The sequence below is a fragment of the Ruminococcus sp. D54t1_190329_F1 genome, assembly GCF_015551645.1.
GTDB classification, from domain to species: Bacteria; Bacillota; Clostridia; order Lachnospirales; family Lachnospiraceae; genus Blautia_A; species Blautia_A faecis.
Map to the genome: position 1 here is coordinate 63,702 of NZ_JADNDC010000011.1, position 20,938 is coordinate 84,639.

A 20,938-nucleotide genomic window follows, 5' to 3' on the forward strand; every position below is an offset into this window, starting at 1 on the left:
CCATTTATGTAAAAAAAAGAACCGTTTATGTAAAAAAAGAACCGTTTATGTAAAATACAGCAGAATCTGCTGAAATCTGATAGAATACTCCTGAAAATAACAAAGGGAGGAAATGATTATGACAGGATTTTTAGTAAACTTACTGAGCACGGTTTTCAGCAGTCTCGGTGTAAGTCAGGCTGACCTTACATCCTATATTGAGAAGCTGATCGGCTATGTTATCGCAATCCTTGCTTTACTTGTTGTGATGATCGTAGTAATGGTTGTGGCTCATAAAGCCCAAAAGGGATTCCGTCATGTGATCCGCTGGCAGGCTGCCATTGCATTTATTGCAATTGTTGCAGTGCTTGTAAATGTAATCTGCTACGGACCGATGTACAACAACGTATCAAGTGTTTTAAACGCAAAGAAAGTAGTACTTGCACAAGAGACTACAGACCAGAGCCGTGCAACCATTCAGAAGGTTGCTGAAGAAGGAATGGTGTTACTGAAAAACGATGGTATTTTACCTCTTTCCTCAGATACAAAGAAACTGAATGTATTCGGCTGGGATTCTACAAACCCGCTGTTTGGCGGAACAGGATCAGGATCTTCTGATTCCTCCACAGCAATCGGTATTCTGCAGTCCTTAAAGGATGCCGGATATGAGACAAACGAGTCTCTTACCAAGATGTATACTGACTACAGAGCTGACCGTCCTACAATTGCTATGGCACAGCAGGACTGGACACTTCCTGAGCCGACAAAGGATTATTACACAGACAGTCTGATGGACGAAGCAAAAGAGTATTCTGACACAGCTGTAGTTGTAATCGGACGTTCCGGTGGAGAGGGTGCAGACCTTCCAACCGACATGAAATCTGTAATTGATGGAAGCTATGCAAAGAAAGCAGAAGAAGTATCTGTTTCCCCAGACAATTACGGATATGTAAAAGGCAGCTACACAAACAATGGAGACTATGATGACTTCGACGAGGGAGAAAGCTATCTTGAGCTTTCCAACACAGAGGAAGATATGCTGGATACAGTATGCTCCCAGTTTGATAATGTTATTGTAGTTGTAAATGCAAATAATGCAATGGAACTGGACTGGGTTGACAAATATGAGCAGATCGGTGCTGTTATCTTTGCTCCTGGAGCAGGTGCAACAGGCTTCGAAGCACTGGGCGAGATCATCAATGGTTCTGTAAACCCATCTGGAAAAACAGTAGATACCTTTGTAAAGGATCTGACAGAGACTCCATACTACAACAATATGGGTCTGAATGCTTATACAAACGTAGAAGATCTGAAAGAGCAGATCGCAGCAAATGATCCGGCTTACGAAGGAAGCATGGGATTTGTAAACTATGCAGAAGGAATCTATGTAGGATATAAATTCTATGAAACAGCAGCTGAAGAGGGTCTTATCAAGTATGAGGATATGGTACAGTATCCATTTGGATATGGACTCAGCTACACAACCTTTGACAAACAGATTGAGAATTTCAAGGATAACGGAGATACCGTCACCTTTGATGTAACAGTAGAGAACACAGGCTCTGTTGCAGGAAAAGATGTTGTGGAAATTTATTACACAGCACCTTACACAAACGGTGGAATTGAGAAAGCAGCAGCAAACCTGATCGCTTTCGAGAAAACAGATTCTATTGAGCCGGGAGAATCCCAGACAAAATCCTTTACCATCAACAAAGAAGATATGGCTTCCTATGATTCTGAAGGTATTAAGATCTCCGGAGGCGGTTATATCTTAGAGGCTGGCGAATACACAATTTCTCTTCGTTCAGACTCTCATACAGTTCTTGGTGAAGAGAAGTTCACCGTTGATGAAGATATTGATTACAGCAAAGATGGTCGCTCTTCTGACAAAACTGTTGCAACAAACCAGTTTGAGGATTATGCGAGAGGCGACTTTGAGCAGCTTTCCCGTGAGGACGGTTTTGCAAATTATGACAAAGCATGCGGTGTGCCGGAAGAGGATGCTTATGTAATGAGCGACGAGACAAGAGCAGCCGTAGAAGAGAATGTATTTGGTATTTATGATGGAACCAAATATAACAATGATTCTGATGAAATGCCGGAAATGGGAGCAGACAACGGACTTCAGCTTGCTGACCTTACCGGAAAAGATTATGACGATGCAGACTGGGATAAGCTGTTAGACCAGCTTAGCTTTGAAGATATGACTACTCTGATCAATGTTGGTGGATGGCAGACTGCAGAAATCAAATCAGTAGGTAAAATTGCCACATCTGACTGTGATGGACCTGCAGGATTAAGCAACTTCATCACAAAGGCATATGGAACTGCTTATCCATCTGAAGTTCTTATGGCTCAGACCTGGAACAAAGAACTTGCAAATGAAATCGGCGTTTCTATGGGACAGGAATATGTAGATGCTGACAACTACGGATGGTACGGACCCGCTATGAACATCCACCGTACAGCGTTTGCAGGACGTAACTTCGAGTATTATTCAGAAGACAGTCTGTTGTCCGGATACATGGCAGCAAATGAAATGAATGGAGCAGCCACCAAGGGTGTTTATCCATACATGAAGCATTTTGCATTAAATGATCAGGAAACAAACAGATGCTCCTTCCTTCTCACATTTGCTTCTGAGCAGACCATCCGTGAAGGATATCTGAAAGCATTTGAGCTTGCAACAAAGGGCTTTGAAGGAAAAGCAATGGCAGTTATGTCCTCCTTCAACTGGATCGGTACAGTGCCAAGCTGTGCAAACAACGAGCTTTTGAACAACGTGCTCCGTGGAGAATGGGGATTCGTTGGAATGGTAGAAACCGATTATGACGGTTCCTATGGTTACATGATCACCGATCATTGTATCAGAAACGGAAATGATCTGATGCTTGGATTTAACAGTGCAGAGTCCAACAAACTGACAGATGAGAGCGCAACAGCAGTTCTTGCAATGCGTCAGGCTTGCAAAAATATCCTTTATACAGTAGCAAACAGCGGATATTATGCAGATGGAAATCCGGCAAGCGGAATGACCAATATGACAAAACTGTTTGTAATGATTGATGTGATTCTTGCAGTTGTTCTTATTGTAGTTGATACAATTGTAATTGTACGCTGGAGAAAAAAGAAAAAACAGGCTGTAAACGAATAATTAAACAGTAATCTGGAGACATAAGTCCCCCTTTTAAATCTGGAAAAAGCAGAGCAAGGAATCTGTAAAAGTTTCAGAGAAAAAAGGGGGATTTTTTTATGTGATTTTTGTCTTGCAGAGTGAGGGAAAATTATTTATTATGAAAGGAGTTGTAATAACAGGAAAAAAGGAGGACTGGTATGATCAGCATTGCGATTGTGGAAGATGAAGAAATGTATGCAAAGCAGCTTCAGCAGTTTCTGCATCAATATGAAAAAGAGAACAAAGAGATGTTTGACATTACAGTCTATTCAGACGGCGATCAGATTGTAAATAAATATAAATCCCAGTACGATATTATCCTGATGGATGTGGAAATGAAATTTATGGACGGAATGTCTGCTGCTGAAGAAATCCGTAAAATTGACACGGAGGTTGTGATCATTTTCATTACGAATATGGCACAATATGCGATCAGAGGATATGCAGTGGATGCGCTGGATTATGTGCTGAAGCCGGTGTCCTATTTCGCATTTTCCCAGAGGCTTAACCGTGCTATCAGCCGGATGAAAAAGCGGGAAACAAAGATTATCATGGTGAATATGAAAGGCGGTATGGTCAGAATCAATGTTGCAAATATTTATTATATTGAAAGTCAGGGACATACTCTGATACTCCATACCATACTGGGAAAATATGAAACAACAGGGAAAATGAAGGAGATGGAGGAAAAGCTTGCGGAGATGAATTTCTGCCGTGGAAATAAGGGATATCTGATCAACCTCCAGCATGTGGAACGGATCCAGGATGGATGTGCTTTGGTGAAGGGAGAAAATCTGACATTGAGCCGTGCACGAAGAAAGGTCTTCATGGAAGCCCTGACCAGATATTGGGGAGAGGTGATAAAATGACAGAATATTATCTGCCCGATATTCCAAGACTTTATACGGCACTTGCAGAGTGGATGGCTTGTCTGATTTTTATTTTGCCTTTCAAAAAAAGATTTTCACCGGCTGTAACAGGTTGTCTTGTGGCAGGTGCATTTGGAATACAGAGCGTATTTCTGATTTCTACCGGTGGGGTAAGACTGATTTTTTGGATCCCCTGTATGATATTTGCGGTTTTTCTGATGGTTGCTTTTGTTTTTTGCTGCTGTGAGATCAGGCTGACAGATGCGGCATATTTTGGAATGATTGCTTTTGTAGCAGCTGAATTTATGGCTTCTGCCGGGTGGCAGATCCTGTGTTATACAGGGAAAGAAGCATGGATGTCCTGGTGGCAGCAGGGAATGGCAATTCTTCTGATCTATGGTGTGATTGCAGTGATATTGTACAAAATTCTTCATATTCATATGCCAAAGGATGGACAGATGGAAATCACCAGAAGGGAATATTTTTCCGGACTCCTGATCAGTATTGCCGTATTTGCTGTCAGTAATATGAGTTATGTGAATGTGAACACGCCATTTACAGGCAGATATTCTTTTGAAATAGGGAATATCCGTACTGTAGTAGATGTTGCAGGAATTGCAATTCTATATGCACATTTGATACAGTGCTGTGAGCTCCGGGTGAGAAAAGAACTGGAGGCGGTACAGAATGTGCTTCAGAATCAGTATGCGCAATACAAGCAGTCAAAAGAAAGCATTGAGCTGATCAATTATAAGTATCATGACCTGAAGCATCAGATTGCTGTGCTAAGAAGTGAAGCTGATCCTGGAAAAAGGGAAGCATTTCTGGATAAAATGGAAGCAGATATAAAGAAATATGAAAGTCAGAACAAAACAGGAAATAAAGTGCTGGATACCGTGCTGACTACCAAGAGCCTTTATTGCGCAAAGCATAACATAACCTTTACCTGCGTTGCAGATGGAACCCTGCTGGATTTTATGGATGTTATGGATATCTGCAGTATTTTTGGAAATGCATTGGATAATGCCATTGAATGTGAATTGAAGATTCCAGATAAAGAAAAAAGATTAATACACGTCAGTGTCTCAAAACAGAAAAACTTTCTGCTTCTCCGGTTTGAAAATTATTATGATACCGAACTGAATTACCAGGGCGGAGCGTTTATCACAACGAAGCGGGACAAAGAATTCCACGGTTATGGACTGAAAAGCATTCGCTATACGGTAAATAAATATGATGGCGCTGTTTCCATTGATACAAAGGAGAATTGGTTTGACCTGAAGATACTGATACCGGCCAGCGAAAATGCACAAAAACAGATTGATAAAATCGTATAATATATACAAAAAATGTATTGCAATTTTCTAAAAAAAGTAGTAAAACTTTAGTTAGATAAAGAGAAATGCATTGAACAGGACAAATTACAAAAGATAACCGGAACACAGAGAGCCGCAGACTGGTGAGAGGCGGCAGAAGGTATTTTGTGGTATCACCTGGGAGCATCCCGCTGAAAAAATAATAACTAATTTCAGTAAGCCGGGACGTAGTCTTCACGTTACAGAAGAAGCTGTTTATACAGACAGCAATGAGTGGTCGTATTTAGTAATAGATACGATAATACAAAGTGGTACCACGGAAATTCCGCCTTTGTTATCCATTGGATAGCAAGGGCGTTTTTTATATATATTAACCACTTGACTACAAATGAAAGACGAGGAGAAAGATTATGAGTGGAATTATGATGATGGTAATCGCTATCGTAGTTCTGGGCGGCGCCTATCTTCTGTATGGCCGTTACCTCCAGAACAAATGGGGAATTGACCCGAAAGCCAAAACTCCGGCTTACGAAATGGAGGATGGAGTTGATTATGTACCGGCCGATACCAATGTAGTATTTGGACATCAGTTCGCATCCATTGCCGGTGCTGGCCCGATCAACGGACCAATCCAGGCTGCAATTTTTGGATGGCTTCCGGTACTTCTTTGGATCCTGATCGGTGGTGTGTTCTTTGGAGCAGTTCAGGACTTTGCATCTATGTATGCCTCTGTAAAGAACAAAGGACGTACAATCGGATACATTATTGAAGCGTACATTGGAAAACTTGGAAAAAAATTATTCCTTTTATTCTGCTGGCTGTTCTGTATTCTGGTTGTTGCGGCATTCGCAGATGTTGTAGCCGGAACCTTTAACGGATTTGCTACAAATGATGCAGGAGAAGTGACAAAGGTAGTGGCAAACGGAGCTGTTGCAACAACTTCCATGTTATTCATTTTTGAAGCAGTTGGACTTGGATTTTTCCTGAAATACACAAAGTTCAATAAATGGGTAAATACTGCTTTTGCAATTGTGCTGTTGGTTGCAGCAATTGTGCTGGGACTGCAGTTCCCAATGTATGTAAGCCTTGGAACATGGCACATTATTATCTTTGTATATATTCTGATTGCCAGTGTAGCTCCTGTATGGGCGCTGCTTCAGCCACGTGATTATCTGAACAGTTATCTTCTGATCTTCATGATCGTGGGCGCTGTTATCGGTGTATTTGCAGCGAACCCGGCATGTAATCTTCAGGCCTTTACAAGCTTTAATGTAGATGGACAATACATGTTCCCAATCTTATTTGTAACAATCGCCTGTGGTGCAGTTTCCGGCTTCCATTCCCTGGTATCTTCCGGTACTGCTTCCAAGCAGATTAAAAATGAAAAGAACATGCTTCCAGTTTCATTTGGTGCAATGCTTATGGAAAGTATGCTTGCAATCATCGCATTGATCGCAGTTGCATCCTTTGGACAGGGCGAGGCAGCTGCACAGGGACTTACCACCCAGCCCCAGATTTTCGCAGGTGCGATTGCAAACTTCCTTTCTGTGATCGGTTTGCCTCACTCACTGGTATTTACATTGATCAACCTTGCTGTATCTGCTTTTGCGCTTACATCACTTGACTCTGTAGCCAGAGTAGGACGTCTGTCCTTCCAGGAATTTTTCCTTGATTCTGACACAGATGAGAAAAATATGAGTCCATTCCAGAAAGTAGTAACAAACAAATACTTTGCAACCATCATTACACTTGTACTTGCTTACCTGCTTACAAAGGTTGGATATGCGGAAATCTGGCCACTGTTTGGTTCTGCAAACCAGCTGTTATCTGTACTGGCACTGGTAGCCTGCGCCGTATTTTTAAAGAAAACCAAGCGTCAGGGCTGGATGCTCTGGGTACCAATGGTATTTATGATGGCAGTTACCTTTACCGCACTTGGAATGACAATTGTAAAGCTTTCCAAAGCATTTGTAACAACAGGTCTGGATCTTGGAAATTCTTTACAGCTGATATTTGCAGTATTACTGTTAATACTGGGTGTGCTGGTTGCAATCCAGGGTATTAAGAAGCTTTTGGAAAAACCGGAAACTGAAAAGAAAGCAGAACGGGCGTAATAAGAATATCCTGTTAAAAAAGTCCCCTACGCAGTATATTTTACAGACTGCGCAGAGGACTTTTTTTATACGGCTTTAGCCTGTTCAAAATGTCTACGCATCGTGTAGACACTTTGAATTTTTACTTATTGCCTCTTATTGATTTTTTTGTTGAAATACAGAAAGAAAATCACATTAAGCAAAATTCCAACAAGTGTGGAGGCAGGTGCCGCCAGGCCGATTTTTGTCAGGCTGGCATCAGGCTGAATGCTCATATAATATGACATTGGAAGACGCACCAGAAGTGTCTGGAACAATCCCTGAAACATAACCCATAAGGTCTGATTATTTCCGTTAAAATAACCAACCATACTAAACATAATTGCTGTTAAAATTGTTTCAGGCGCGAAGCCCTTCAGATACTCAAAGCCTTTCTGGATAACTGCTGCATCAGTTGAGAACAGGCTGGCAAGTACATCACCCTTCAATAGAATCAGAACAAAAACCAGACATCCGAATAGCAGTCCGATTCCGATTCCGGTGAACATGGACTGCTTTGCACGCTTCGGCTTTCCTGCTCCTACATTCTGGGAAACGAAGGATGCCATGGACTGCATCAGTGCGCTTGGAATCAGCATGGCAAAGTTTACAATTTTGCAGGCAACCCCATATCCGGAGGAGGCTTCCAGCCCCAATCTGTTTACAAATGCACAAAGTGCCAGGAAGGACATCTGGGTAAGAAATTCCTGGAGAGCAAGAGGCAGCCCGATTCCCAGAAATCGTTTACATTGGGAATTAAAACGGAAGTCGGATTTTTGGATGGAAAAGGGCAGCTTCTTTTTCAGCAGGATGACGATTGCACATACTACACTGACCGCCTGTGCGAAAACGGTTGCGAGAGCTGCGCCGGCGGCATCCAGATGAAGCCCTGCAACCAGAAATAAATCTCCGAAAATATTTACAATACAGGCTACCAGAACGAATAAAAGCGGCGATTTACTGTCCCCCAGTCCGCGGAAAATAGCAGAAAGCAGGTTATAGGCAACAATGAAGAAAATACCGCTTCCACAGATTCTTACATAGCTTGTGGTAAGTGAAACAGCCTCCGCAGGAGCCTGCATAAGCACGGAAATAGGGTGGGCGAAGGTAATCATTACAATAAAAAGTATGGCAGAGATAACAGCAAAAACAACTGCAGCACCGCCAATGACAGAGCCAATCCGTTCAGGCTTTTTTTCGCCAAGATAGCGGGCTATGAGGACTGTGATTCCCATAGCAAACTGTGTTACCACAAAAGTCACAAGGTTCAGTACCTGGCTTCCGGTAGAAACGGCAGATAATCCGGAGGTGGAGCCGAAGCGTCCAACTACCAGAAGGTCTACGGCACCATATGCTGCCTGCAGTACAAGCGCTCCCAGAATCGGCAGCATAAAAAGGGCAAGCTTTTTCAGAATGCTGCCCTGGGTGAAATCATTTTTTTCATTTGTCAAGGTCAATTCTCCTTTCACACATAATCTTATAAAATTTCTCCATGGTCCGGATGGTACACAGAATGTCCTCATCTGGAATACTGTCTACATAACCGGACAGGATAGTAAAGTACTGCTTATTGTACTTTTCGGAAAGGGCTTTTCCGGCTTCTGTGACAGTAAGACAAGTAACCCGGCCGTCCTCTGTAGATGCAAACTTTTTCACATAGCCTTTGGCTTCCATGTCCTTCACTGTACGGGTTACACCGGGACGTGGGAGGGAAAGAGCATCACTTACATCTGATACCTTCACTTGGATTCCCTGCTTTTCCAGCTTTTCAATGATATCCAGATATTGAATATAAGAAGATGCAACTCCATCTGGCAGAGGCGGCAGCATATCCCGGATCCGCTTGCCCTGATAACAGGCATCCATCATCCGCTTGATAAGTTCAATGTCCATAGTTATTTCTCCTTACAAAAAAATAATTACCACTGTTAATTAACAGCGGTAATTATAATAAGAGCGAAAACTTTTGTCAAGAAAAATGTGTAATTACATATTTTGCATTGATTTTTTAGGTTACTGTTTATTGGTAACATTCTGCGAGGTGTTTTTTGTAAGCAAAGCTCACAGAAAAAACGAGAACCTCGGCGCGAAATCATGCGAATGCATGATTTCTGTGCATCCCGAAGCGTGTTGCTGGTCACAGAGTGAACAGTAGCTTTTTTAGTGTCAAACTGACTGGATAAATTCCTTCACATAAAAAAGTGCAGCCCCGATCGCAGGTGTATACTGCCCATGTGTGCCCACGAGAATCTGTTCTTCTTTCAGCTCAAATGGAGTCATGGAATTGATCTGCCGCAGCAGATAATCCGTGTCATCTTCCGTAAAATAAGGTGCAAGATATCCACTGATAATGATGGGTGCATCAATAACCAGATTCAGGTTTTTCATTGCAAAAGCCAGATGCTTGAGATAATCCTCCCAGATTTGTATAAGCTGGGGGGATTTTTTTTCTCTTAAAAGAGGAAAAAATTCCTTTATAGTCATGCCGCTGGCCTGTTCCAAGGAGTTGGCAGAGCAATAGGTTTCCAGACAGCCCCGGTTTCCGCAGTAGCAAAGCGGTCCGTCAGGGTTGACACATATATGCTCGATTGTTCCGCTGTGCATAGAACGTCCCTGGTGAATCTGGTGATTGGTGATAATGGCACCGCCAAGATTTCGATTCAATAAAAGGACAACAGCGCTGTCAAGCTCCGGATGATTCCACAATTCCAGAAAAGCAGCTGATTTGGAGTCATGTTCCAGATGGCAGGGATAAGGCAGATGCCTGGAAAAATCCTTTAGACGCATACCGGTGTTGTTCATAATGTTTCCGTAGATAACAGTGGTATTATCCGGGGAAGTAATTCCCTGGGTAGCGATGGAAACCCCCAGAATTTTATTCTCCGGATACTGGTTTTTGTCAATAAAGTCCTTGACTTTGTCAGTGATCTGCTGGTAATACGCAGCTGTGTTTGAGTAGGTAAGCGGAATTGTATCCGTATAGACCGTGTTTCCGTACAGATCAATGGCGGTGATATGAAACATATTTTTTAATATTCCAACACCAATGGAAATTCTGAAATCCGAAACAATCTGAATGGCATTGGCCTTTCGTCCTCCGGTGGAATCAAAGTAACCATTTTTCTCAATCAGCCCTTCATTTTCCAGAAGATTTAAATTCTGGCTGACAGTAGACAGACCCATCTGCAGATCCTGAACGATCTGTAGCTTTGAGGTCAGTTTGCTCCGGTAAATGTATTGGTAAATTTTGGAACGGTTTATTTTCTTTAAAGCAATGGTGGTTAATCCTTTTTCACTCATGATGGTCTCCTGGTTATGTCTTTAGTACAACATAAGGTTAGTGACTGCTAATAAATATTCAAATAGGTAATGTTACTGTCCATTGGTAACAAAGCTTGTATTGCAGACTATGAAGTGAACAGTAATCATGTAATCTTTACTTTATCAGATAATGTTAAGTCTTACTTGCATTTTAGTATAGAACAGTTAAAAAAGCAATAAGCAGAAAATTACTGGTAAAACCATACAAAAATTAGAAATAAAAATTAGGATTTCTGTCAATGGATTTTTGAAAAGAAAAGATATATACTCAACTTACAATTAAGACATACACATAAGTTAAAACAAAAAGAAACATAAAGAACAACAAAACAGATTGGGATTGAGAATCAGATCTGTACAATAAGAAAATTAGGGAGGAACAGAACATGAAATTAACATTAAACGGAATCAAAGAGCATGAAGCATGGGAAAAAGCAGGAATTCAGCTTCCAGGTTATGATGTGGAGAAAATATCTGCCAAAGCGAAAGAAGCTCCAGTATGGGTACATTTTGGAATCGGCAATATTTTCCGCGTATTTATCGGTGGTATTGCAGACGGACTTCTGGAAGAGGGAATTCTGGACAGAGGAATCACCTGTGTGGAGACCTTTGACTATGATGTAGTGGATAAGATTTATGAACCATATGACAATCTTGGATTAAATGTAATCCTTCATGGAGACGGAACCCGTGAATATAAGGTTCTGGGCGCTCTGGCAGAAGCTGTAAAGGCTCAGTCTTCAGAACTGGAACAGTGGAACCGTCTGAAAGAAATTTTCACCAGCAAATCCCTTCAGATGGCATCCTTTACCATCACGGAAAAAGGATATGCATTACATAAAGCTGACGGAACCTGGTTCCCATTTGTGCAGGCTGATATCCAGAATGGTCCGGACAAAGCTACAGGTGCTATGGCAGTTCTGGTGGCAATGCTTTACGAGAGATATAAAGCAGGCAAATATCCGATTGCCCTTGTATCCATGGACAATTGCTCCCAGAATGGTGCGAAGCTTCGTGAGTCTGTGCTGACCATGACAGAAGAATGGAAGAAAGCCGGATTTGTAGATGATGGATTTATAAGCTATGTAAGTGATGAGAAAGTGGTTGCTTTCCCATGGACCATGATCGATAAGATCACACCTCGTCCCAGTGAGCAGATTGCAGCTGACCTTGAGAAGCTTGGCGTAGAAAGCATGCAGCCTGTTATCACAAGCAAGAAAACATATATTGCACCATTTGTAAATGCTGAGAAACCACAGTATCTTGTAATCGAGGACAGCTTCCCCAATGGACGTCCTGCTCTGGAAAAAGGTTTCGGCGTATACATGGCAGACAGAAATACAGTAAATCTTTCTGAGAGAATGAAAGTAACGGTATGTCTGAATCCGGTTCATTCTGCAACTGGTCCTCTTGGCGTGGTTCTTGGATATGACCTTTTTGCCCATATGCTGAATACAAATGAAGACATGATGAAAATGGCACGTATGGTAGCCTATGGTGAGGGTCTTCCGGTAGTTGCTGATCCTGGAATCCTTTCCCCACAGGCATTTGTGGATGAGCTTTTTAACGATCGTTTCCCAAATGAATACCTTGGCGATACCAACCTTCGTCTTGCTGTGGATGTATCCCAGATGGTTGGAATCCGTTTTGGAGAGACTGTAAAGGCATATGTGAAGAGATTCGGGAATGCATCTAAGCTCACAGCAATTCCTCTTGGAATCGCTGGCTGGTTAAGATATATGCTGGCAGTGGATGATGCAGGGAATAAATATGAACTGGCACCAGATCCGATGAATGAGGAACTCCAGGAACAGTTAAAGGATATTGTTATTGGAAAGCCTGAGACTTTTAAGGATCAGCTGAAACCGATCCTTTCTAACGAGCGCCTGTTTTTCACAGATCTTTACAAAGCTGGTGTGGGAGAGAAGATTGAGAACATGTTCAGGGAAATGATCGCAGGGCCGGGAGCTGTGAGAGCTACAATTCATAAATATGTTACAGCGTAATAAATTTATCTGGGATGCACTATGCTGATAAGTCCCGAATATAGGATAGCAAAAATGCGGGTGTTGTTATCTGTTTAACTGTAGACTATTGAATGAGAAATTTGGGGAGGAAATACAAAATGACAGAACCGGTATTTGTGGCAGAGTCAGCCAGACTGCTGATCGCGGCAGGGGCAGGAATTATATTGCTTCTGCTTCTTATCATTAAATTTAAGATTCATCCGATTTTATCACTGCTGATTTCAGCATTGGTTATTGGGCTTGGAGCCGGAATGCCGGTTCCAACCCTGGTAAGTACAGTGGAAAAAGGTGCGGGGGATACCTTGCAGGGAATTGTCCTATTAATTGGACTTGGCTCTTTGTTTGGAGGAATCCTGGAAGTATCAGGAGGTGCACAATGTGTTGCCCAGACTTTGATCAATAAATTCGGTGAGAAAAAATCTGGAATTGCATTGGGAATCACAGGGCTGGTAGTTGGTACAACCGTATTCTTTGAGGCTGGCGTGGTGATTCTCATTCCACTGGCATTCGGACTTGCAAAAAAGACAAAGAAATCTACTTTATATTATGTGATCCCTCTTCTGGCAGGACTGGCCACAGGCTTTGCCTTTATTCCACCATCTGCCGGCTCTGTTCTGGTGGCAAATATGCTGAACGTGGATCTGGGAGTTATGATTGCAGTAGGTGTGCCCGTTGGAATTCTGTCACTGATTTTTGCCGGTATTTTATGGTCAAAATTTATCGGCAGTAAAATTGATGCAGGGCTTCCTTCAAATATCCAGGAAGTTCGGGAAGCCGAAGAAGGTAATCTTCCGAAGTTTTCTACCGTGTTATGCATTATTCTTGTACCGTTGGTACTGATTTTGTGTAACACAGTTTCAACTTATATTCCTGGGATTGATCCAGTGAGACCAGTGCTGGAATTTCTGGGAACTCCATTTGTAGCGCTGATCATAGCAGTGCTGTGTGCCATGTACTTCCTTGGTAAAAAACAGGGATATGATGGAGAACAGTTAAAGAAAATCCTGGACCGTTCCCTGCGCCCTACAGGACAAATCCTACTGGTAATTACTGGCGGCGGAATTGTCCGCTGGGTGCTTCAGGACTGCGGAATGGGAAATCAGTTCCCTTCTTGAGATTGATGAGAAAACGACTTTGAAATCCTGGACCATGATGGAAACCATTATTGGAATTACAGGTCTGGTCTGTGCGATTGTGCTCAGCCTGTTTGCGTAGGAGCGTGAAAGCGATGAAAATAAAAGTAATATTGGGAACTATGCAAAATGCAAGTAAATTGGTCAGTATTGCAGGATCAATTGCATATGATGTGGATTTGTGTTATGGCCGTTACATAGTAGATGCGAAATCCATGCTCGGAGTTTTAAGCCTGCCGGATTTTGCATATGGAGAATTGCAGATTCCAGTTGAAAGCGAAGTGGAAAAGAAGCAGATTTTAGAAAAGCTGGACGAAGCCGGGCTGTTATATGAGAAAAAGCAGGAGGAAAAATAATGTTAAGGGAGCAGTTAAATGGAATTCAGCATGTAGGAATTCCCACAAATGATATAGAAGCAACCATTGAATTTTATGGAAAGCTTGGATTTGAGGTCGCTTTGCAAACTGTCAATGAGGAAGCAAATGAGAAAGTTGCATTCCTCAAGCTGAATAATCTGGTAATTGAGACCTATGAGAATAAAGCCGCAAAAATGGAATCAGGTGCTATTGATCACGTCGCAATTGATGTAAAAGATATCGAAAAAGTATATGAATTGATCAATCAGGCGGATCTGAATACCACCAGGGATACAATCCATTTTTTACCATTCTGGGAAAATGGTGTCAGATTTTTTACAATTGAGGGGCCGAATAAGGAAAAGATAGAGTTCAGCCAGTATCTGTGATTCCCTAGCGGGAACATCAATTACCCATCCGTAAATCAAAATGCCATCACACTTGGAGTATCCGGTGTGATGGCATTTTGAAATTGCACCTTTTCCCCGGGGAACAGAAGCCTTGTCAAGAAGTGCGAATACTTTAGTGAGTTCGGAACCTGGATTAGAGGTTTTTTTGATTTCCAAAGGATTCAGTATCCCATCATGTTCCAGAACAATGTCAATTTCTCTGGCATCTTTATCACGGTAGTAATATATATGGTTCTTGTCCACAGTTCAAATAGATTTTTGCAATTCTACAGAAAAAACGGCTGATTTTATATTATATGCAAGATTAGCCGAAACATTCTTTCGAAAATAGAAGTGGAAATGTTAATCATATTAGTTATTGACGAAAAGCATAGCTGAATATATTATGAAAATAATGATGAAATATGTGATTTTACAGATGAAGTGGGACAAAAGTTATGATTGACGATCCTTTTTCAGATTTACTGAAAACAAACAAGCGCAAAGAAAATATTTCCAAATTAAACGATGATCTTGCCTATGAGATTCTTTCCGTGGTGGAGGAAATTCCGGCGGGGAGAGTGGCAACCTATGGACAGATCGCAAAGCTGATCGGGCGGGAGAAGAATTCCAGATTGGTGGCGAGAGTGCTGTCTCATGTAGGAAATTATGGGGAGTTTCCATGTTATCGGGTGGTGAATCATATGGGAAGACTGGCGCCTGGTTGGGCGGAGCAGGAGTGGCTGCTGAAAGGGGAAGGAGTTACTCTGAAAGAAAATGGTTGTGTAGATTTGAAGAAATATTTGTGGGAATGTTGATTTTAGAAAGGGTGTATAGCGATAAAGAAAAATCTAAAACGAATAAGGAATATACTTCTATGGTTTCTGCTTATCGTAGTGCTGGTAAATGTTTTTGCACCGCTGTATTGCAGGAAGCCAGATGAAAAATTTGCGGAAATGCTGAAACAGACAGAATTTACTTCCGATACGCCAGGGGGCGAACGGATCCGCTGTATTGATGACAATGAAGAGGCTCTTTTGTGGAGACTGCGGATGATTGGAGCAGCGAAGAAGAGTATTGTGCTGGCAACCTTTGATCTGCGGGCGGATGAAAGCGGAACGGATCTTCTTGCGGCGCTGAATCACGCTGCTGAAAAAGGGGTGGAAATCAAGCTCTTAATTGACGGAATTTACCAGCAGCTGTTCCTGAATGGAAGCAAGGAATTTCAGGCACTTGCGGCGAGGGAAAACGTGGAGGTAGGTGTTTACAACCCGGTGAGCCCGGTTGGCATATTTAAGCTCAATTACCGTATGCACGATAAATATGTGATTGTGGATGACAAAATGTATCTGCTGGGTGGCCGCAACAGCAATGATATTTTCCTTGGAGATTATACCACGGATGTCAATGTGGATCGGGATATTCTGGTATGCGATACAACAAATGGCAAGGGTGAATCCCTGCAGGAACTGGAAGCATATTTTCAGCAGATTTGGAATGAAGATTGCGTGAAAATAAAGGGTGGAAGAAAAAAGAATAGTTCGGAAATTTCTGTGTCAGAAGAAGCGGCAGACGACAGTGAGGGTACAGAAAGTAATTTGAAAAATCCTGATATTGTGAATGGAAAATCGAATGCTGAAAATGAGATAACAGACGAGACACAGGAAAGGCTTTCAAAGTACGAAAAACAATACCAGTCTTTAGAAATGCGTTACGCTTCCCTGAAAGAAAAATACACCGATATTGAAGATTACAGCTCCTGGCAGGAGGATACCATTCCGGCGAATAAAATTACGCTTGTTAACAACGGAACCCATGCAGGCCCCAAAACGCCCCTGGTACTTCAGACAATCCGCTATCTGGCGAAGAACGCAGACAATGTAACGATCCAGACCCCATATGTGATCTGCAACGGATACATGTACGACACTTTAAATGAGATCGCGTCCCATGCCCAGTTAAAGATCATTCTTAACGCAGTAGAGAAAGGTTCCAATCCCTGGGGCTGCACCGACTACCTGAATCAGAAAAAGAAAATCCTGAATACCGGTGCCGATGTATATGAGTTGATGAACGAGGTTCCAGTTCACACCAAAGCAGTCCTGCTTGACGACCGACTCTCTGTCGTCGGATCCTATAACCTGGACATGAGAAGTACTTATCTGGATACGGAATTAATGCTTGTTATCGACAGCAAAGAACTGAATCAGCAGATTCAGTCCACGGAAGGTACTTACATAGAAAAAAGTAAAGAAGTTCTGTCAAACGGACAGGAGACAGAAGGGGTACAGTATGAAACGAAAGTGCTGAACTGGCAGAAAAAACTTTTCTATGGAGTGCTGCGGATTATAATCAGACCATTGCGCCAGCTGTTATAAGTATTATATTTCTTGAAGTAAAAACGGTGAAATACAGCAAAGAAGTTACTATTGTTATAAAAAAAACAATACAAGAAAAAGGACTTAAGGGGCGTAACTGTCATATAAAAACTATAATAGTACGATTAAAATCTGTTAATATCTTCACTTGCTGTTCCTTGAATCCACATAAAACCACACAGGTTTTTCCAGTATTGTAAAGAAACGGAAAGAAAAAGGAAAAAAGCCAGTGAAAAATCAAATAAATAGTAAATTAGGAATTGATTTTTTTTATAAAAGCAGTTAGAATGACCTGTGGGAACAAAAATAGTTCCCCCAAATTAGAAAATAAAGGCAGGTGAACAGAATGGATAGTTGCGATTCTCATGGGCGAAGTAGTTGCATAGGATGGAAAAACGAAATGACAGATGAGCATCGCGCACATTCTGTTCTTCTTTTCATGTAAAAGGCGCATTGCGCTTAAGAACACTGTTTCATTTCTTTTTTCTATCCTATGAGTTCTTCAGAAGAATCCAATATTCCCTAGAACCTGTTTGAAAAAGCATTCCCGCAATCTGCACGCTCCACTTTGCAGTATATTTTACCCGAATTCGGTTGCCGTAGCTCGCTATGGTGTTCTCATCCGGGCAAAATCTCCCACAAATGTGACGTACATCTTGCAGAAAACCTTTTTCAAACACGCTCAAAGAACAGAAAAGCTACACGCTAGAATTCTGTTTAAATACGGATTTTACTGTCCGTAAAAACGGACTTTGTATAAGTCTGTCAAAAATACATAAGATAAACACCTGGAAATGGTGAACTGTCTTATTGTCAGATTGGAGAAAGTAGGATGGAGAAAAGAGTGCAGGACTACACCCAGGACATTCTGGCTGTAGTAAGAAGTAATACCTCTCCGGCAGCTATGAGCGATAAGCTGGGAGATTTTCATGCCAATGACATTGCAGATGCAATGCCGAGGCTGACTGTTCAGGAACGCTGCAAACTGTACCGTATTCTGGAACTGGATATGCTGTCCGATATTTTTGAGTATACGGACTCAGATAATGCAGCAGAATATGTGAAAGAGATGGATGTAAAAAAAGGTGCAGCTATTCTTTCACGCATGGAGACTGATGCCCTTGTAGAGGTTCTTCATAAGATTGATAAAGCCAAAAAGAAATTGCTGTTCGAATTAATGGATGATGATGTCCGCCACGATATTGAGATGATCGCTTCCTTTGATGAGGATGAAATCGGCAGCCGTATGACGACTAACTGCATTATCATTCGTGAGAACCTGACTGTGAAGCAGGCTATGAACAGCCTTGTAGAGCAGGCTGCTAAGAACGATAATATTTCCACAATCTTTGTGGTAACCGAGTCGCAGAAATTTTACGGAGCCATTGATCTGAAAGACCTGATCATTGCAAGACAGGATAAATCCCTGGAAGATCTGGTGGCAACCTCTTACCCATATGTATATGCTGAAGAGGATATTGACGACTGTATCGAAGAACTGAAAGCGTATTCCGAGGATTCCATCCCCGTGCTGGATAATGACAACCGCTTTTTAGGTGTTATCACATCTTCCAATATCATCGACTTGGTTGATGATGAAATGGGAGAGGATTACGCCATGCTGGCAGGTCTTACCGCAGAGGAGGATCTGAAGGAGCCGCTGAAAGAGAGTATGAAGAAACGTATGCCATGGCTGATCGTTCTTCTTGGTCTTGGAATGGTTGTATCCTCTGTAGTAGGTGTCTTTGAGAACGTAGTAACCCAGCTTCCCATCATCATGGCCTTCCAGTCCCTTATATTGGACATGGCAGGAAACGTTGGTACACAGTCTCTGGCTGTTACCATCCGTGTCCTGATGGATGAGTCCCTCACCGGCAAGCAGAAGCTGGAACTTGTATTTAAAGAAATGCGGATTGGTCTTTGCAATGGTGCGTTGCTTGGTATACTGTCCTTTGTACTCATTGGACTTTACATTTACTTATTTAAAGGAAAGACTTTGGTATTTGCATACGCCGTATCCGGTTGCATCGGAGTCGCCCTGCTCCTTGCAATGCTGATCTCCAGTGCCGTAGGTACCTGTATCCCTCTGTTTTTCAAAAAAGTAGGTGTAGACCCCGCCGTAGCCTCTGGTCCATTGATCACCACCGTCAACGACCTTGTTGCTGTTGTGACATATTATGGACTTGGATGGGTATTCCTCATCGGAATACTGCATCTGGCAGGTTAATAAGATTGTATATTGAAAGCTCTTTGGGAAGTTAATAAAAATTCCTAGGGGGCTTTTCTTATTGCTATTTAATTGGTTGGTCGTTATCCCGGACGCGATTTCACAATGTATATTTACCGCCGCGCGTCGCAACGTTCCGGCAAGCTAATGACTAACCTTTTACTGCACAAGTCAAAAAGTGCGTTCAAGTGTTTTTTAGAGAAACAAAAAATGAAACGAATCGACTTTGAAATAGGAATCTGCTTCCCGCTGATCCTAGACTCACTATTCATTTTTGTGTTTGGATTTGGTATCCGGGGAGCTGCCATTGCAACTGTAATCTCCCAGTTTTTATCCGCAGCCTATGTACTTCTTTTCCTTGAGAAAAAGGCAGAAATGAAGGCACGGCTCCTGAAGAAAAAAGAACTTTCAGGATGCATGGAGAATGCAAAAAATATTATCAGCCTGGGTACTGCAGGCGTTATCATGCTGCTGACGGTGCTGCCAGAGCTGAAAAGAATGGAAAATTAAAACAACCGATTTTTGGCCTCCTGTTTTCGATAAGCAGAAGGCGTCATCCCAGTATGTTTTTTAAACTGGCGGATATAATGTTCTGTGGTATCATATCCGATTGCTTCCGCAATATTTGCCACAGTCATAGTTGTATTCGCCAGGAAATCCTGGGACCGTTCGATTCGAACGGTACGGACCACTTCTGTATAGGTCATTCCCATCAGATCTTTAATTAAACGGGAAGTGTATTCATTGGAATAATGAAAACGCTTTGCCACAGTCGAAAGTGTCACATCTCTGTAATTATCCTGGATATACTGAATAATCGCATAACGCTGCACATCAATCTTGCTGTTGAAAAGAGGCATCTGCACAGATTCCGAGTAATTTCGTACCAATAGATAGAAATCCAGAAGCAGTACATTGGTAATGCACTGATAAGAGTATTCCTGTTTATTCATACTTTCCCATAACATCCAGCAAAAAGATTCCCGGATGTAAGAATCCATTCCTGAATGAAAAAGAATATAATCATTTGCTCTTTTTGCATAAATATTATTCAAAAAGAAAGAAGAGAGCTTATTTGGCGTATTCAAAAAATTATAAAACATACTATGCAGAGTGTTGCGGCGGAGCATGATGTTGATAATAATACTATCATCATAAACAGAAATAGAGTGCTCTACAGAAGGGGGGATTACGCAGAAATCTCCTGTTTTCATGGAAATGGTCTGTCCGGAAATCTCCTGTGTACACTTCCCGTCGTAAACATATACCAGCTCAAAAAATGTGTGGGAGTGAATCAGCGCCGGGCTATAGCGGTTATGCTTCTGTACCACAATGCTATCTTTGTCCGCCATATCAAAAAAGAAAGAGTCTTTAAATTCCGGTGGAATGGTTTCTTTCACTTCCGGAATCAGTAAGTGGCGGCGGATCACCTCCTGAATATCCTGTTTTGCGATATAAGCATAAATCTGCCCGGCTTCCCGGGCTTCATACTGTTCTTTATAAAACAATTCTTCATCATTAAACTGATAAATCTGATGTCTCAGTTCTTCAACATCCATAAAAATCCCCCTTTTACAAAATCTATTCACACAATCCAAAATATTAAAATAAAGCTATTTATATGATGTATTTTAAC

The 20,938-nt window shown here is 41.8% G+C and carries 18 protein-coding genes, 1 pseudogene and 1 other annotated feature; of the genes and pseudogenes, 13 read left to right on the forward strand and 6 right to left on the reverse strand.

The genetic code is table 11. From position 1 onward, the window contains the following. Positions 1-118: 118 nt before the first annotated feature. The 4 genes from I2D69_RS06825 to I2D69_RS06840 all read left to right on the forward strand — a co-directional run bounded on the left by I2D69_RS06825 (position 119) and on the right by I2D69_RS06840 (position 7,453). Entirely contained in the window at positions 119-3,133 is a 3,015-nt protein-coding gene (locus I2D69_RS06825) for a glycoside hydrolase family 3 C-terminal domain-containing protein (protein WP_195379629.1), read from the forward strand. A 179-nt stretch (positions 3,134-3,312) separates the two neighbouring features. Beyond that, a complete protein-coding gene (locus I2D69_RS06830) occupies positions 3,313-4,023 on the forward strand; it encodes a LytTR family DNA-binding domain-containing protein (RefSeq protein WP_195379630.1) in 711 nt (236 codons plus the stop codon). Next, complete coding sequence (locus I2D69_RS06835) at positions 4,020-5,360, forward strand: sensor histidine kinase (RefSeq protein ID WP_195379631.1); 1,341 nt, start codon at positions 4,020-4,022, stop codon at positions 5,358-5,360. Before I2D69_RS06830 ends, I2D69_RS06835 begins: the two co-directional genes overlap by 4 nt. A 61-nt stretch (positions 5,361-5,421) precedes the next feature. After that, positions 5,422-5,675: a binding site (T-box leader), on the forward strand. A gap of 74 nt (positions 5,676-5,749) precedes the next feature. Next, entirely contained in the window at positions 5,750-7,453 is a 1,704-nt protein-coding gene (locus tag I2D69_RS06840) for a carbon starvation protein A (protein ID WP_195379632.1), read from the forward strand. 125 nt (positions 7,454-7,578) lie between these two features. Here the strand turns inward: I2D69_RS06840 and I2D69_RS06845 are convergent, their stop codons facing one another. From I2D69_RS06845 to I2D69_RS06855, 3 genes are all read right to left on the reverse strand, one after another. Further along, entirely contained in the window at positions 7,579-8,922 is a 1,344-nt protein-coding gene (locus tag I2D69_RS06845) for an MATE family efflux transporter (protein WP_195379633.1), read from the reverse strand. Beyond that, positions 8,912-9,364: a MarR family transcriptional regulator gene (locus I2D69_RS06850; RefSeq protein WP_195379634.1), complete on the reverse strand. Its 453-nt coding sequence runs from the start codon at positions 9,362-9,364 to the stop codon at positions 8,912-8,914. Before I2D69_RS06850 ends, I2D69_RS06845 begins: the two co-directional genes overlap by 11 nt. A 273-nt stretch (positions 9,365-9,637) precedes the next feature. After that, positions 9,638-10,771 carry an ROK family transcriptional regulator gene (locus I2D69_RS06855; RefSeq protein WP_195379635.1) on the reverse strand — a complete coding sequence of 378 codons (1,134 nt, stop codon included), beginning with the start codon at positions 10,769-10,771 and terminating at the stop codon, positions 9,638-9,640. Positions 10,772-11,178: 407 nt separating this feature from the next. Here I2D69_RS06855 and I2D69_RS06860 point away from each other — a divergent pair, with 407 nt between their 5' ends. From I2D69_RS06860 to I2D69_RS06875, 5 genes are all read left to right on the forward strand, one after another. Continuing rightward, positions 11,179-12,798, forward strand: a complete 1,620-nt coding sequence (locus tag I2D69_RS06860) for a mannitol dehydrogenase family protein (protein ID WP_195379636.1) — start codon at positions 11,179-11,181, stop codon at positions 12,796-12,798. Positions 12,799-12,917: 119 nt separating this feature from the next. Beyond that, on the forward strand, positions 12,918-13,934 hold the full coding sequence (locus I2D69_RS06865) for a gluconate permease (protein ID WP_347708384.1): 1,017 nt from the start codon (positions 12,918-12,920) through the stop codon (positions 13,932-13,934). 19 nt (positions 13,935-13,953) lie between these two features. Next, entirely contained in the window at positions 13,954-14,034 is an 81-nt protein-coding gene (locus I2D69_RS20850; protein ID WP_347708385.1) for a hypothetical protein, read from the forward strand. 13 nt (positions 14,035-14,047) lie between these two features. After that, complete coding sequence (locus I2D69_RS06870) at positions 14,048-14,308, forward strand: HPr family phosphocarrier protein (RefSeq protein WP_195379637.1); 261 nt, start codon at positions 14,048-14,050, stop codon at positions 14,306-14,308. Beyond that, a complete protein-coding gene (locus I2D69_RS06875; RefSeq protein WP_195379638.1) occupies positions 14,308-14,697 on the forward strand; it encodes a VOC family protein in 390 nt (129 codons plus the stop codon). Before I2D69_RS06870 ends, I2D69_RS06875 begins: the two co-directional genes overlap by 1 nt. Positions 14,698-14,778: 81 nt before the next feature. Here the strand turns inward: I2D69_RS06875 and I2D69_RS20855 are convergent. Continuing rightward, positions 14,779-14,946: pseudogene (locus tag I2D69_RS20855) on the reverse strand (DUF4143 domain-containing protein); the annotation flags it as partial. A gap of 263 nt (positions 14,947-15,209) precedes the next feature. Here I2D69_RS20855 and I2D69_RS06880 point away from each other — a divergent pair. Together I2D69_RS06880 and I2D69_RS06885 are read left to right on the forward strand one after the other, a co-directional pair. After that, on the forward strand, positions 15,210-15,515 hold the full coding sequence (locus tag I2D69_RS06880; RefSeq protein ID WP_195590586.1) for an MGMT family protein: 306 nt from the start codon (positions 15,210-15,212) through the stop codon (positions 15,513-15,515). A gap of 138 nt (positions 15,516-15,653) precedes the next feature. Next, positions 15,654-17,075 (forward strand): phospholipase D-like domain-containing protein, encoded by a 1,422-nt coding sequence (locus I2D69_RS06885; RefSeq protein WP_243243776.1) that lies wholly within the window; start codon positions 15,654-15,656, stop codon positions 17,073-17,075. Between the two features lie 491 nt (positions 17,076-17,566). On the opposite strand, the gene I2D69_RS20860 is transcribed toward I2D69_RS06885, so the two are convergent. After that, positions 17,567-17,755 (reverse strand): DUF6783 domain-containing protein, encoded by a 189-nt coding sequence (locus tag I2D69_RS20860; protein ID WP_334285106.1) that lies wholly within the window; start codon positions 17,753-17,755, stop codon positions 17,567-17,569. A 152-nt stretch (positions 17,756-17,907) separates the two neighbouring features. Between I2D69_RS20860 and mgtE the strand changes: the two genes are divergently transcribed. Next, the gene (mgtE, locus tag I2D69_RS06890) at positions 17,908-19,302 is read left to right on the forward strand and encodes a magnesium transporter (RefSeq protein WP_173771490.1); all 1,395 of its coding nucleotides are present in this window, start codon (positions 17,908-17,910) and stop codon (positions 19,300-19,302) included. Positions 19,303-19,512: 210 nt separating this feature from the next. Beyond that, positions 19,513-19,812 carry a polysaccharide biosynthesis C-terminal domain-containing protein gene (locus I2D69_RS20015; RefSeq protein WP_330386374.1) on the forward strand — a complete coding sequence of 100 codons (300 nt, stop codon included), beginning with the start codon at positions 19,513-19,515 and terminating at the stop codon, positions 19,810-19,812. Here I2D69_RS20015 and I2D69_RS06900 read toward each other — a convergent pair. Then, on the reverse strand, positions 19,809-20,861 hold the full coding sequence (locus I2D69_RS06900; RefSeq protein ID WP_173736035.1) for an AraC family transcriptional regulator: 1,053 nt from the start codon (positions 20,859-20,861) through the stop codon (positions 19,809-19,811). The two genes, I2D69_RS20015 and I2D69_RS06900, sit on opposite strands and share 4 nt — an antisense overlap. Positions 20,862-20,938 lie beyond the last annotated feature (77 nt).